Source organism: Streptomyces sp. NPDC001401 (assembly GCF_042895385.1).
Taxonomy (GTDB): domain Bacteria; phylum Actinomycetota; class Actinomycetes; order Streptomycetales; family Streptomycetaceae; genus Streptomyces.
In genome coordinates this window covers 78,929-92,910 of sequence record NZ_JBIAWI010000015.1, presented here as the reverse complement: position 1 = coordinate 92,910, position 13,982 = coordinate 78,929, and the positions used below count along the sequence as shown (strand labels likewise).

Genomic DNA, 13,982 nt, shown 5'->3' with positions numbered 1-13,982 from the left:
TCCGGGAGGCCGGCCATGTCACTCGCCTTCTACGCCACGCACAGCACCTTCTCCGACCCCGGCGAACTCGCCGACTACTACGCTGACTTACCGCGGGACCCCGCCCAACTCGCCCGTATTTCCCGCGACTTGCTCATCCACCGCTTGGAAGGCGACCTGTTCGGCCACACCCACCCGGCCGACCGTCTGCACAACGACGCGGAGACCCGCTACATCGACGACATCCTGCGGATCCTCGTGGAGCGCAACGACGCCCCGCTGCACGTGCGGCGCGAGGCCGGCGACCGTTTCGTCGGGATCTGCCGGGACTTCTCGCTGCTGCTCTGCTCGTTCCTGCGGCAGGCGGGCATTCCGGCCCGCATCCGGTCCGGCTTCGCCGACTACTTCGGCTCCGACGGCTTCCACTGCGACCACGTGGTCACCGAGTACTGGGACGAGGAGCGGGGCTGGCTGTTCGCGGACGCCCAGCTCGCCGACCCCCGCATCACCGCCAACTGGAACGCGGACTTCGACCCGATGGACGTCCCCCGCGACCGTTTCCTGGTCGCCGGCAAGGCGTGGCGGGCCATCCGTGAGGACGGGGCGGACCCGAAGACCTTCGGGCTGCATCCGCCGGAGGAGGGGCCGTTCTGGGGCGAGCGGTTCGTGGCCGGCAACATCCGGCTCGACCTGGCGGCACTGAACAAGGTCGAGACCCTGCTGTGGGACGTGTGGGGCGAGGACGAGGGCGAACCCGGGGAGCCACTGCCCGAGTCGTCACGCGCCTTCTACGACCGTGTCGCCCCTGTCGTCAGCGGTGACGTGTCCTTCGACGCGGCGCGGAAGCTGTTCGCCGAGGACGACACCCTGCGCACCCCGAAGACGGTGACGTGCTACGCACCCTTCAACGGGCCGAGCCGGGTCACCCTCCGCTGAGCTCAGGCAACGGTTCGCAGCCCGCGCACCGAGGCCGCCCCCATCCCCCGCACGACCCGATGCGCACACGCCGCCGCCAGCAGCTCCCCCAGCAGGTCCGGGTCGCCGATCTCCAGGCCGAGCAGGGACTCGATCCGCTCCAGGCGCTGGTAGAGCGACTGGCGGCCGATGTGCAGCAGTGCCGCCGTGCGGGTCGGGGAGCAGCCGTGCCGCAGGTGCACCTCCAACGTCCGTACGAGATCGCTGGGGTGGGCCGCCTCCCAGGCCAGCAGCGGCCCCAGGGTGTGCTGGACCAGCCGGGCGAGGCGGTCCCGGTTGGTGTCGATGCCACCGCGGGTCAGTTCCCGTTCCAGGGCGAGCGCGCGGGCGGAGGTGACCAACGGGCCGTCGGGGACGGACGGTTCGGCCGCCGGGACGGTCAGCGCCAGCTCAAGCGTCGTACGGGCCGCCCGCAGCGTGTCGCTCCAGCGCAGCCAGCCGCTGCCGGCGTCGACGGCGTGCCCGACGGCGACGGTGAGCCCGGCGTCGGCTGCCGTACGAAAGGCCTCCTGGACGGCACGGATCGGGTCACCGGAGCCGAAGCCACCGCCCGGCAGCGCAAGCAGTGCCAGCACATCCCCCGGAAACGGCGCCCGCAGCACCGCCGCCCCGCCCAGCAGCCGTACCGCCCAGTCCACGGCGCCCACCTCGCGCGTGCCGTGCACCGACACCCCGATGAGCCGGGCCCCCGGCCCCGGATGGAACCCGGCGAGCGCGGACCGTGCCTCGACCTCCGGCTGGTTCAGGGCCGCGCGGTCGGCCAGGTCGGCGAGCAGGGCCGCCGTGTGGTCGTCGCCCCAGGGACGTACCACCGACCGCACGGACAGGCCCCGCGCCACGATCGCCCGGTTCGCCGCCTCCGTGATGCGTACGAAGGGCACGACCCGGTGCATGGCCAGCAGGGGCAGCCCGAGGCGGCCGGCCTCGTCGACGACCTCGGCGGGCATCTGCGGCAGCGAGCGGCCCACCTCCACCGCCAGCCCGGCGGCACCCCGCGCGGCCAGCTCGCGGACATACCGGCGGCGGACCTCCTCGTCGGCGTCGGTCAGGCCGAAACCGTTCGTGAGCAGCAGTTCTCCGCCGTCCAGGAAATTCGCACCCTCGTACACCTCGCTGGAGTGCACCCAGCGGACCGGGCGGTCCAGGGCGCCGTGACCGGCGAGGAGCTCGGGCTCGGAGGCGCGTACGGGATCGAGGTCCAGGACTTCGCGGAGGGTGAGTGCGGCCACGGGCACCTCCAGGGACAGCGCGTGGACAGTTCGTCCGGCGGCGGGATGCCCGGAGAGTACTTTCCGCACGTTGCCCTCGTGTTTCGGCCACAGGAGAGTGAGGACATGGACCTTGTGGACCCCGACCCCATGGATCAGACGACGGCACGGACCTGGCTCGCCAGCGCCGTAGCCGAGGCCCGTGCCGGGCTCGCGGAGGGCGGCATCCCGATCGGTGCAGCGCTCTACGGCGCCGACGGCACCCTGCTCGGCCGCGGCCACAACCGGCGCGTCCAGGACGACGACCCCTCGATGCACGCGGAGACGGCCGCGTTCCGCAATGCGGGACGGCAGCGGTCGTATCGCGGTACGACCATGGTCACCACCCTCTCGCCGTGCTGGTACTGCTCCGGTCTGGTCCGCCAGTTCGGGATCTCGCGGGTCGTGGTCGGCGAGGCGGCCACCTTCCACGGCGGGCACGACTGGCTGGCCGAGCACGGCGTACAGATCGTGCTGCTCGACGATCCCGAGTGCACCGCGCTGATGCGCGACTTCATCAAGAACAATCCGGCACTGTGGAATGAGGACATCGGTGAGTAACCCGAGCAATCCGCGTATTCCGACCGTTGATCTGCGGCCCTGGCTGGACGGTGACGAGCAGGCCCGCGCCGCCATCGCCCGTACCGTCGACGAGGCCCTGCAGACCGCCGGATTTCTGCTGGTCACCGGGCACGACGTGGACCCTGCGCTGCGGTCCGCGATCCGGGAGGCGGCCCGTACGTTCTTCCGGCTTCCGGTCGGCACCAAGCAGCCGTACACGGCGAAGGTCGGCGGCCGCGGCTGGCTCGGCCCCGGCGCCGAGGCCAACGGCTACTCGGAGGGCACCCAGACCCCGCCGGACCTGAAGGAGTCGCTGACGTTCGCGACGCACGAGCCCTTCGAGGACCCGGTCGTCAACGCGGAGTGGTACGCACCCAACGTGTGGCCGGAGGAAGTGCCGGAACTCCAGGAACTGTGCGAGGAGTACCTGGAGCGGATGGGCGAGCTGGAGAAGCAGCTCCTCTCCCTGCTCGGCGAGGCGCTCGGCCTCGAAGCGGACTTCTTCTCCCGGCACATGGACCACCCGACGTACGGCTTCAACATCAACTGGTACCCGGGCACCGAGGTCGTCGGGGAGCCGCAGCCGGGCCAGTTCCGCATCGGCCCGCACACCGACTTCGGCACGGTCACCATCCTCGACCGGCAGGCCGGCAAGGGCGGGCTGCAGGTCTACACGGACGAGGGCGGCTGGGAGGACGCGCCCTTCGATCCGGACGCCTTCACCATCAACATCGGTGATCTGATGGCCCGTTGGACCGGTGACAGGTGGCGATCGGGACGGCACCGGGTGCTGCCCCCGCCCGCGGACGCACCGGCCGAGGAGCTGATGTCCCTCGTCTACTTCGGCGAGTGCACGCCGGGGACGACCGTGGAGTCGGTGCCGGCGCCCGTGGGCCGGGTGGCGTACGAGCCCGTCGACTCGCACATCTACCTGCGGGAGAAGCTGGACTCGATCACTGTGGGCTGAGGCTGCCGGCCGGGCAGGCCCTAGGGCTGCAGTTTTCGGATCAGTCGCTCGAAGCGGGCCCGCCAGCGCGGTTCCGACTCCTCCTCGCCCCGGAACTCGTGGGTGAAGCGGAGGGTCGTGCCGTCCTCGCCGGCCCGCTCCAGGTGGAAGCGGACCCGGCCGCCGTCCCCCACGCTGTACTCGGCGACCCGGTCCACGTCCCAGGCCGTGACCCGGCCGCTCCCCAGGTCACGCAGAGTGACCGCGCCGCCGAGCCGGGGCTCCAGGACATCGGTGGCGGTGAACCAGGCCGCGAGGCCCTCCGGGGTGGACAACGCAGGCCAGACCTGGTCCGTGGGCCGGGGAATCCGCACCAGGAAGTGCAGGATGTGCGTGCTCCCGCGGGTCTGGCTGATGCCCTGTTCGATGGAACCGGTCATGACTCCAGCCTGACCCCGACGGAGAGCTTCCGCACCTGTCGGGGCCACCGCCCCGGCTTACACGCCCGCGTACGAGTGCTTGCCGGAGACGAAGATGTTGACGCCGTAGTAGTTGAACAGCCAGCAGCCGAACGCGATCAGCGCCAGGTAGGCGGCCTTGCGGCCCTTCCAGCCGGCGGTGGCGCGGGCGTGCAGGTAGCAGGCGTAGGCGACCCAGGTGATGAACGCCCAGGTCTCCTTCGGGTCCCAGCCCCAGTAGCGGCCCCAGGCCGACTCGGCCCAGATGGCGCCCGCGATGATCGTGAACGTCCACAGCGGGAAGACGGCCGCGTTGATGCGGTACGAGAACTTGTCCAGGGAGGAGGAGGCGGGCAGCCGCTCCAGGAAGGACGTCGCGAAGCGGCCGGGGGTGCCGCCGTTCTCCAGCTTGGTCTCGTACGAGTCCTTGAAGAGGTACAGAAGCGTGCCGACGGCGCCCACGTAGAAGACCGCGCCGCACAGGATGGCGGTGGAGACGTGGATGTAGAGCCAGTACGAGTGGAGGGCGGGAACCAACTGGTCACTGGCGGTGTACAAGACAGTGACGGCGATGCCGAGGTCGAGGAGGACCGTGGTGATCAGGAACAGCCCGAGCCAGCGGATGTTCTTCTTCAGCGCGAGCAGCGTGAGGTACACGCCTACGGCGACGGTGGAGAAGGTGATGTTGAACTCGTACATGTTGCCCCACGGCGCCCGCTCCACCGAGGCCGCGCGGGCGACCACACCGCCGAGGTGGATGAGAAAGGCGAGCACGGTGAGCGAGATGGCGATACGCCCGTAGAGGTCGCCCTGCTCATCCCCGCCGTGCGCCCCCGGCCCGTCGGGCACGTCACGGGAACCGGCCGAGGCCCGTACGACGACCTTGGGCCGCTCCAGTACGGCGGTGCCGCCCGCCTTCTTCACGGTGACGGCGGGGGCCCCCTTGGCCTTCTCCGCCCCGGTGGTGAGCGCGGCGGCGGTGCGGCCGACCCTGCTGCGGCTGCCGAAGAGCCATTCGGCGATGTAGGCGAAGAAGGCCAGGGTGTAGACGGCCATCGCGGAGTAGATCAGCGTGTTGCTGATGTTCGCGAGGTGTTCGTTGGTCGCGGTGGCCAACTCGGTTCCGGCGGCGAGAGTCACTTCTCAGCCCCTTCGGCAGGTACGACTTGGGGGTCGGGGGTGGTGGTGTCGTCTTGGTCTGAGGAGCCGGCGTCGGAATCGGCGTCGGTGTCTGTGTCGTCGTCGGGCTCGGGCGCGCCCGGCGCCTGGTCGTACAGGATCCCGGCGAGGTCGCCGAGTTCCTCGGGCAGCTTGGCGGATTCGCTGCGGCCGAGCCCGGCCATCTCCACGACCGTCACACCGTCGGGGCCCTTGACCGCGCGCACCCACACGCGGCGGCGCTGGATGAACAGGGAGCCGGCGAGGCCGAAGATCGCGGCGAGGGAACCGGCGAGCGCCCAGTCGGTGCCGGGCTGCTGGACGATCTGGAAGTTCGCCCACTCCTTGGTGGACTCGTAGGTGATCGTGCCGGCGCCGTTCGGGAGCTTCATGGTCTGGCCGGGCTTCAGGTTGTCCCTGAGCTGGGCGCCCTTGGCGTCCTTGAACGCCTTCACATGCGACTTGTCGAGCTGGTACACGCTCTGCGGGATACCGGAGTCGACGCCGAGGTCGCCGTGGTACGGCGTCAGGTTCAGCACCGGGTTCTGCAGCGCGGGGAAGGTGGAGGCGGTCTCGCTGCCCTTGGTGTAGGTGGGCAGGAAGAAGGCCGAGATGCCCAGCTGTTCGCTGACGCCCTTGGCGTTCTTGTAGCCGTCGAGGACCTTGACCACGCCCGTGGAGGTGACGTTGGAGTCGAGCGGGAGGAGCGGCACGGCGTCGCGGTAGACGACGTTGCCCTTGCCGTCGCGGACGGTGATGACGGGAGCGTAGCCGTGGGCGGTGAGGTAGACCTTCGCGTCGCCGATCTCCAGCGGCTCGTTGACCTTGACGAGGTCCTTCTTGCCCTTGCCGTAGGCGCCCTGGCTGTAGGTGAGGGCCGCCTGGAAGGTGCGCGCGGTCCCCTTGTTCGGGCCGTTCGTCTCGTAGGTGCCGGTGAACTTGTCCAGGGTGAAGCTGAACGGCACCAGGTCGTCGCTGCTGAAGAGGTTGCCGGACTTGAAGTCGTCGTAGGAGATGAGGGTGTTGGAGAAGCCGTCGCCGTCACCCTCGACGACCAGCTTGTTGCCCTCGGACTTGAAGAGCTGGCCCCAGGCGAAGGCGATCAGCATGACGATCAGCGCGATGTGGAAGGCGAGGTTGCCGACCTCGCGCAGATAGCCCTTCTCGGCGGCGACGGCGTCACCGGCGAGGTGGGCACGGAAGCGGCGCTTCTTGAGGAGGGCGAGGGCGGCCTCGCGTACCTGCTCGGGCTCGGCCTCGGTGCGCCAGGTCGTGTAGGCGGGCAGCCGGGTCAGGCGCTTGGGGGCGCCCGGCGGGCGGCCGCGCAGCTGGCCGACGAACTGCCAGGTGCGCGGGATGATGCAGCCGATGAGGGAGACGAACAGCAGGATGTAGATCGCGGAGAACCACACCGAGCTGTAGACGTGGAAGAGGCCCAGCTTGTCGTAGACCGGCGCGAGGAAGGTGTGGGCCTTGCGGAAGTCGGCGACCTTCGTCTCGTCGATGCCGGACTGCGGGATCAGCGAGCCGGGGATCGCGCCGAGCGAGAGGAGCAGGAGCAGCAGCAGGGCGACCCGCATGGAGGTCAACTGCCGCCAGAACCAGCGGGCCCAGCCGATGACACCCAGGGCGGGCAGATTCGGCAGGTCCTCCTTGGGCGCGGTGGAGAGCTGGGAGCCGGCGGCTCCGAGATCCGAGTCGTCGGCCCGCTCGGGGCTCGTGTCGGTGCCGGTGGTCTTGCTCATCGATCAGATCCCCACAGTGAAGCCGGCGGACCAGGACTGCATGTCCTGCACGATGCGGTCCCACGCACCGGTGAGCAGCAGCAGACCGGTCACGATCATCATCGTGCCGCCGATCCGCATCACCCAGACATAGTGGCGCTTGACCCAGCCGAAGACGCCGAGCGCCTTGCGGAAGGCGACCGCGGCGAGCACGAAGGGCACACCGAGGCCGAGGCAGTAGGCGACGGTCAGTACGGCGCCGCGGCCCGCGCTGCCCTGCTGTGCGGACAGGGTCAGTACGGAGGCGAGGGTCGGGCCGATGCACGGGGTCCAGCCGATGCCGAACAGCGCGCCCAGGAGCGGGGCGCCGGCGAGCCCGGCCACGGGCCGCTTGTGGAAGCGGAACTCGCGCTGGGTCATCCAGGGCATCAGGCCCATGAAGAAGACACCCATGAGGATCATGAGCACGCCCAGCACCTTCGACAGGACGTCCTTGTTCTCCTGGAGGGTGTACCCGAAGGAACCGAACAGGGCCCCGCCGGAGACAAACACGACGGTGAAGCCGAGCACGAACAGAGAGGCTCCGGCGACCATCCGCCCGCGCCGGGCCTCGGCCAGGTCGGTGCCGGCGACTCCGGTCACGTACGACAGATAGCCGGGTACGAGCGGCAGGACGCAGGGGGAGAAGAAGGAGACGAGTCCGCCGAGCAGCGCGATGGGCAGGGCGAGCAGCAGGGCACCGTGCAGCACCGTGGTGTTGTAGCCCGTCGTGGCGGCGAGCGTGGTGACTGAGGTCACGTCACTTCTCCGCGAGGACCGGGGCGATCATCTGGCGCAGCTTGTCCTCGCTGAGCGCGGCCAGCGAGCGGGCGGCGATCCTGCCGTCCCGGTCGAGGACGAGCGTGGAGGGGACCGCCTGAGGGTTGAGCGTGCCCTTCTGGAAGCGGAGCATCAGCTTGCCCGTGGGGTCGTACAGGCTCTCGTAGGTGATGCCCTGCTGCTTCTCGAAGGCGACCGCGTTCTGGGTGCTGGTGTCGCGGGTGTTGATGCCGACGAACTGGACGCCCTTGGTCTTGAGGTCCTGGTAGACCTTCTCGAAGTTGGGCGCCTCGGCGCGGCAGGGGGCGCACCAGGAGCCCCACACGTTCAGGACGACGACCTTGCCCTTGTAGGAGGCGACGTCGAGCTGTCCCCCGTTGACCGTCTTGCCGGACAGGTCGGGCGCCGCGGCCCGCTCCCCCTTCTTCGCGGTGGAGATGCCGTCCTTGCCCATGACGAAGTTGGTGTCACCGCCCCCGCCGGAGGTCCCTCCGGACGAGCAGGCGGACATCAGCAGTGTGGCGACCGCGGCACCGGCGGTGGTCAGAACGGCTCGGCGACGTGCGCGGTTCGAGCGCACGGGGGCGCGGCTGGCGGCACTCATGTGAAAAGTTTCGCATGCCCGTTCCGGGGATCTTGCGCACCCCCCTTACGGGAGCCTTGCCGCCCGAAATCCGCATTTCAGGCGGCCTGCCCGGTGGGCGAGGAGGAGCTGGACGGGGTGGCCTGGAGGAAGGTCTTCCAGCCTCCGGCCGGCTGCTGGCCGACGTTGAGGGTCCGCAGCTTGGCGAGCACCTCCGGCTTCTGTACGTCCATCCAGTCGACGAACTGCCGGAAGGAGACGAGGCGTACGTCCGCGCCCTTCTCCTTCTCCTGCGCGATGTGCTTGAACGCCTGCTCCACGGCGTCCATGTAGATGCCGCCGTTCCAGTGCTCGAAGTGGTTGCCTATGAAGAAGGGTGCGCGGTTTGTCTCGTATGCCCGCTTGAAGCCGGCTATGTAGGCCCCTGCGGCCTGCTCGCGCCAGGCCGGGTAGTTGTAGGCGGGCGCATTGGTCGAGTTGACCGACTGGTTGGCGAGCATGTTGTAGTCCATCGAGAGGACCGGGAAGTTGTGGCCGGGGAACGGAATCCCCTGCAACGGCAGGTCCCACAACCCCTGCTTCTTCTGCGGCCACACCTGCAGGCCGCCGGGCGAGGAGGCGTCGTAGCGCCAGCCGAGGCTCTTGGCGGTGGGCAGCAGGTTGTTCTGGCCGAGCAGGCAGGGGGTGCGGCCGCCGACGAGTTCCTTCTCGTAGTCGAAGGGCAGTGACGGCATGTCGGTCCAGCCGGTGTTGGTCCGCCACTCCTTCACGAAGGCCTTGGCCTGCTGTATCTCGCTCCGCCACTGCGCGGGCGTCCAGTTGCCGACGGTGCCGTAGCCGGAGCAGAAGTGGCCGTTGAAGTGGGTGCCTATCTCGTGGCCTTCGAGCCAGGCGCGGCGGACGTTGGTGAGCGTGGCCTTGACGTGCTCGTCGGTGAGGTAGCCGATGTCGGAGGCGCCGCGCGGGTTGTTCGGCGGGTTGTAGAGGCGCTTCTTCGACTCGGGCAGCAGGTAGAGCCCGGAGAGGAAGAAGGTCATGGACGCGCCGTGCTGCTTGGCGAGGTCGAGGAAGCGCGGGAAGAGGCCGTTGCCGACCTCGCCGGCGCCGTCCCAGGAGAAGATCACGAACTGCGGCGGGGTCTGCCCCGGCTCCAACGGCTCGGGCTTTGCGGGCTGGTGGGGCTGCTTGCCGGTGAAGGAGGTCGAGCCGTCGCCGATGGGGCGGGCGGGGTTCGACGGCTTGCCGGATCCGCCGCCCTTGGAACCTGCGGCATGGGTCGACCCGTCTGACGGCGTGAGGGTGCCGCAGCCGGAGAGTCCGACGGCGGCCGCGGCGCCCGCGCCGAGACCGAGCATTCCCCTGCGAGTGAGAGCGCGCATTCCAACCCCGATCGTCATGTCCTGTGGTGGTCACCCATTCAGAGGACATGACGAAGGGGGAGGTTCCTCTCGATCACGTTGATCTGGCAACAAATGTCACGAGCGTGTCATAGGAACCCAAAGGGGATTTCTTGCCTCTCAAAAGGGAGGCTTCGCTCCGCAAAGGGAGCCTTCGACGGACTCCTCAGGCCCCGAAAGCCTTGTCCTTCCCCTTCACCGGCTTGGCGCCCGCGAGGAGATGGGCCGGGACGAGATCGCGGGCCGGTTCGCTGTAGCCGACGGACACGAGCTTGTCGCCCTGGTACGTGAAGGACGTCAGCGAGGCGAGCGTGCACTGCCGCTTGCGCGGGTCGTGCCACAGCCGCCGCTTCTCGACGTACGACCGCACGATCCAGATCGGCAGCTGATGACTGACGAGCACCGCTTCGTGCCCGCGGGCCTGGTCCTTGGCGGCGTCCAGCGCCTGCATCATCCGTACGACGATGTCGACGTACGGCTCGCCCCACGACGGCTTGAACGGGTTGACGAGGTGCTTCCAGTTCCCGGGCTTGCGCAGCGCCCCGTCCCCGACCCCGAAGGTCTTGCCCTGGAAGACGTTGTCGGCCTCGATGAGCCGCTCGTCGGTGGCGAGGTCCAGCCCCTGCGCCTTGGCGATCGGGGTGGCCGTCTCCTGGGCCCGCTCCAGCGGGGAGGCGCAGACGTAGGTGATGTCGCGGGGCGCGAGGTGCTCGGCGACCCGGTCGGCCATCTGGCGCCCGAGTTCGGACAGGTGGTACCCGGGGAGCCGCCCGTACAGGACCCCGTCCGGATTGGCGACCTCGCCGTGCCGCATGACATGCACGACGGTGATGTCGCTGCCGGCCGTGTTGTTGCTGTCGCTCATGCTGCCGTGGCCTCCGCCGCCGCTCGGGCCGCCGCCGGAAGGGCGTCGGCGATGCGCTGTACGGCCTGTTCGTCGTGGGCCGTGGACACGAACCAGGACTCGAAGGACGAGGGCGGCAGATAGACGCCCTGCGCCAGCATCGAGTGGAAGAAGGCGGTGAAGCGGAAGGACTCCTGCTTCTTGGCGTCCTCGTAGTCGCGGACCTCCCGGTCCGTGAAGAAGACGGAGAACATGCTGGAGGCGTTCTGCAGCCGGTGCGCGACGCCTTCCTTGGCCAGGGCCTCGGTGACGAGCGCCTGGATCTGCCCCGACACGGAGTTGACCTTGTCGTAGGCGGCGTCGTCGAGCAGGCGCAGCTGGGCGAAGCCGGCTGCGGTGGCGACAGGGTTCCCGGAGAGGGTGCCGGCCTGGTAGACGGGCCCGGCGGGAGCGAGGTGCGCCATGACGTCGGCGCGCCCGCCGAACGCGGCGGCGGGGAACCCGCCGCCCATGACCTTCCCGAAGGTCATGAGATCGGGCCGCACCCCGTCGATCCCGAACCACCCGGCGCGGCTGGTCCGGAACCCGGTCATGACCTCGTCGGAGATGAAGAGAGCACCATTCTTCGAGCAGGCGTCCTTGAGCCCCTGATTGAACCCGGGCCGCGGCGGCACGACACCCATGTTCCCGGGCGAGGCCTCGGTGATCACGCAGGCGATCTCACCGGGGTGCCGGTGGAAGGCCTCGTTCACGGCCTCGAGGTCGTTGTACGGCAGCACGATGGTGTCGCCGGCCTGGGCACCCGTGACACCAGGGGTGTCGGGAAGGGCGAAGGTGGCCACGCCACTGCCGGCGGCGGCCAGCAGCGAGTCGACGTGACCGTGGTAACACCCGGCGAACTTGATCACCTTGGTGCGCCGGGTGAACCCCCGGGCGAGCCGGATGGCCGACATGGTGGCTTCGGTCCCGCTGCTGACGAGCCGCACCTGGTCCACGGGCCCGACCCGCTCGACGATCTCCTCCGCGAGCGCGACCTCGCCCTCACCGGGCGTACCGAACGAGGTACCGCGCGAGACCGCGTCCTGAACGGCGGCGATCACCTCGGGGTGGGAGTGCCCGAGGATCATGGGCCCCCAGGAACACACCAGGTCGACGTACTCCCGCCCGTCCGCATCCGTCAGATACGGACCGCTACCGGACACCATGAACCGGGGCGTACCGCCCACGGCACGGAACGCACGCACCGGGGAGTTCACACCGCCGGGCGTGACGGCCGCAGCCCGGTCGAACAGTGCCTGCGAGACAGGCGCTTCGTATGAATAAGGCAGTGAATTAGGCAGTTCGCTCATGACCTGCGACTTCTCCGACCTTCTCCGACTTCTCGGGCTCCGGTTGCAAGGGACCTCCTCAGGGTAGGCCAGGGTGCACGGGCGGCAGCGGGCGCCGGGGCCGACCCGAGGGACAGCCGCCCCCCGGCGCGATCTGCGAAACTGGGTGCTGATACACACCGCTCATACGGCCCTGGCGTACGTATAGGTGTACGGATGGATGTACGACCGGGTGCGCGGCCAGGTGTACGACGAGGTGTACGGAGGCTTGTTCAGAGGCTGCGAAGATCCTGCGGACAGGTGTTTCAACGCACGTTTCGGCGGGCGGCCGTGGGGGAGGTCACTGACACGATGATCGGGTTGCGCAGCGGGGCCTGCGCGTCCTAGAAAAGCAGTCGGGTGGAGATATGCATCGCGGTGGCGGACTGGGCGAGGGGACTGATGACCTGGGTCCTCGACGTGCCCATCGGGGAAGGCACCGACGCGAGGCGGAGGAAGCTACCGAGGCACGTCAGGGACAGGGTGCACCGAGCGAGCCCGAGCAGATCGACCGGCGGATCGACCGCCGGGGCGACGCGCTCCGGGCGGGGAGCAGGAATGGTGGTCGGGTGGGGGTGACGTACAAGTACTTCGGCGCGCCGGACGGCGCGACCGCGGCCCGCGTCCCGATCTCGATGCGCCCCGAGGAACTCGGCGGCGACGAGCTCGGCATGAACGGCATGTTCACCAAGATCAAGCCGGAGACGATGGCGGCGATGGTGCTCACGGGCATCGAGGGTGTGCCGTTGCACAAGGTGCCGCCACTGGAGCTTGTCGTCCTGCACCCCGACTACGCGGTGGTCAAACTCCCCATGACGGTCGTCGACCCGCTCCGCGGCATAGGCGAGGAGGCGGTGGGCGCGGCGGCGTTCATCTGGTCGACGGTGCCGGATCGCGGGGGGCCGCGGGATGCGTTCAATGTTTACCAACTGCTGCATGAGTGGCAGGACTTCAGCCATCGGTTGCATGAGGCGGGGCATCAGCCTTATTGCTTGGTTTGGCCGTGAGCTGAGGTATCGCGGGGTTTGGGCGGGGCTTTCGGGTCCCGCCCTTTGTCATGAGCTGGGCGCAGGCGGGCGCACCGCTCTCCTCGCCACGATCATCGCGAAGCCCGAGGGCGCCGATCCCGCACAGGCCGCCTATCTCGCGGTGTGGCACAACTCCCGGGAGACGCGGAGCGGGCCCGCACCTCGTTGAAGCGAGATCACCGCAACTGAGCAGGCCGGGAACCGGTCTTCGGCCGCGATCCGGCGCCACCGGGCCCTGGCTCACAAGGGTCCGGTGAGCCACGGCGCTCCTTAAAGGACCTTTTTGAAAGAACCAACTACCCTCCCCCGCCTGCCCCTTGTCACCCTCATTTCGGCGACCTGCGCAGGGCACGGGACGGCCGGGTACCGATCCACGAGGTGGTGTCCGGCTGCCTCCGTTACTTGATGTGGGAAGCAGACGACGATTTCCCCGCGAGCCTGCGGCTGCGGCAGTACCCGGAATCCGTTCCCGTCGTGATCGACTCCCGGTTCGGCCACGGACTGCCCGTCATCGCGGCCAACCGCGTGCCGGTGACGGCCGTGACGGACCTGTGGGAGGCCGGGGAGACGGTCGAGGAGATCGCCTACGAGTACGACATGACCCCCGAGCAGGTCGACTCCCTCTGTCACGCCATGGTGCGCCTTGCCGCCTGAGTTCTTCCTGGACCGAAATCTCGGACGCAGGGTTGCGGAGGAACTCAGAGCACGTGGATGGAGGGTCCACCGAATCGTCGATGTCTCTTCTACCTCGACAACCAGCAGCTACGCAGCTTCGAGATGGTCGAACGTCTTGATGCGCTGCGTGCCGAGATCTACGGGGCCGTGGCGAAGGGAGGCCCTGCCGCGTACGGCGTACGGTTCGACCGTATCGAGCGCACCTGGCCCTGACATTGGAC

15 protein-coding genes are annotated in these 13,982 nt (G+C 69.0%); 6 read left to right on the top strand and 9 right to left on the bottom strand.

From position 1 onward, the window contains the following. Positions 1-15 precede the first annotated feature (15 nt). Positions 16-915, top strand: a complete 900-nt coding sequence (locus ACFY10_RS38085) for a transglutaminase-like domain-containing protein (protein ID WP_390669875.1) — start codon at positions 16-18, stop codon at positions 913-915. 2 nt (positions 916-917) lie between these two features. On the opposite strand, the gene ACFY10_RS38080 is transcribed toward ACFY10_RS38085, so the two are convergent. Further along, positions 918-2,183: a PucR family transcriptional regulator gene (locus tag ACFY10_RS38080; RefSeq protein WP_390670030.1), complete on the bottom strand. Its 1,266-nt coding sequence runs from the start codon at positions 2,181-2,183 to the stop codon at positions 918-920. Positions 2,184-2,312: 129 nt separating this feature from the next. Here ACFY10_RS38080 and ACFY10_RS38075 point away from each other — a divergent pair, with 129 nt between their 5' ends. Continuing rightward, a complete protein-coding gene (locus tag ACFY10_RS38075) occupies positions 2,313-2,762 on the top strand; it encodes a nucleoside deaminase (protein WP_390670029.1) in 450 nt (149 codons plus the stop codon). Next, entirely contained in the window at positions 2,755-3,729 is a 975-nt protein-coding gene (locus tag ACFY10_RS38070; RefSeq protein WP_390669874.1) for an isopenicillin N synthase family dioxygenase, read from the top strand. Before ACFY10_RS38075 ends, ACFY10_RS38070 begins: the two co-directional genes overlap by 8 nt. 20 nt (positions 3,730-3,749) lie before the next feature. On the opposite strand, the gene ACFY10_RS38065 is transcribed toward ACFY10_RS38070, so the two are convergent. The 8 genes from ACFY10_RS38065 to hemL all read right to left on the bottom strand — a co-directional run bounded on the left by ACFY10_RS38065 (position 3,750) and on the right by hemL (position 12,040). After that, positions 3,750-4,148, bottom strand: a complete 399-nt coding sequence (locus ACFY10_RS38065) for an SRPBCC domain-containing protein (protein ID WP_390669872.1) — start codon at positions 4,146-4,148, stop codon at positions 3,750-3,752. 57 nt (positions 4,149-4,205) lie between these two features. Further along, on the bottom strand, positions 4,206-5,306 hold the full coding sequence (gene ccsB, locus ACFY10_RS38060) for a c-type cytochrome biogenesis protein CcsB (RefSeq protein ID WP_390669871.1): 1,101 nt from the start codon (positions 5,304-5,306) through the stop codon (positions 4,206-4,208). Further along, positions 5,303-7,069 (bottom strand): cytochrome c biogenesis protein ResB, encoded by a 1,767-nt coding sequence (locus ACFY10_RS38055; protein WP_390669870.1) that lies wholly within the window; start codon positions 7,067-7,069, stop codon positions 5,303-5,305. Before ACFY10_RS38055 ends, ccsB begins: the two co-directional genes overlap by 4 nt. A gap of 3 nt (positions 7,070-7,072) precedes the next feature. Beyond that, positions 7,073-7,846, bottom strand: coding sequence for a cytochrome c biogenesis CcdA family protein (locus ACFY10_RS38050; protein ID WP_390669869.1), 774 nt, complete (start codon positions 7,844-7,846; stop codon positions 7,073-7,075). 1 nt (position 7,847) lies between these two features. After that, positions 7,848-8,471, bottom strand: coding sequence for a TlpA family protein disulfide reductase (locus tag ACFY10_RS38045; RefSeq protein ID WP_390669868.1), 624 nt, complete (start codon positions 8,469-8,471; stop codon positions 7,848-7,850). Positions 8,472-8,548: 77 nt separating this feature from the next. After that, positions 8,549-9,829: a hypothetical protein gene (locus ACFY10_RS38040; RefSeq protein ID WP_390669866.1), complete on the bottom strand. Its 1,281-nt coding sequence runs from the start codon at positions 9,827-9,829 to the stop codon at positions 8,549-8,551. Positions 9,830-10,013: 184 nt separating this feature from the next. Continuing rightward, on the bottom strand, positions 10,014-10,712 hold the full coding sequence (locus ACFY10_RS38035; RefSeq protein WP_390669865.1) for a histidine phosphatase family protein: 699 nt from the start codon (positions 10,710-10,712) through the stop codon (positions 10,014-10,016). Continuing rightward, a complete protein-coding gene (gene hemL / locus ACFY10_RS38030) occupies positions 10,709-12,040 on the bottom strand; it encodes a glutamate-1-semialdehyde 2,1-aminomutase (RefSeq protein WP_390669863.1) in 1,332 nt (443 codons plus the stop codon). Before hemL ends, ACFY10_RS38035 begins: the two co-directional genes overlap by 4 nt. A 386-nt stretch (positions 12,041-12,426) precedes the next feature. Here hemL and ACFY10_RS38025 point away from each other — a divergent pair, with 386 nt between their 5' ends. From ACFY10_RS38025 to ACFY10_RS38015, 3 genes are all read left to right on the top strand, one after another. Beyond that, positions 12,427-13,065: a hypothetical protein gene (locus tag ACFY10_RS38025; protein WP_180292217.1), complete on the top strand. Its 639-nt coding sequence runs from the start codon at positions 12,427-12,429 to the stop codon at positions 13,063-13,065. 426 nt (positions 13,066-13,491) lie between these two features. After that, positions 13,492-13,740 (top strand): DUF433 domain-containing protein, encoded by a 249-nt coding sequence (locus ACFY10_RS38020; protein WP_390669862.1) that lies wholly within the window; start codon positions 13,492-13,494, stop codon positions 13,738-13,740. Positions 13,741-13,797: 57 nt separating this feature from the next. Then, complete coding sequence (locus ACFY10_RS38015; RefSeq protein WP_390669861.1) at positions 13,798-13,974, top strand: hypothetical protein; 177 nt, start codon at positions 13,798-13,800, stop codon at positions 13,972-13,974. Positions 13,975-13,982 lie beyond the last annotated feature (8 nt).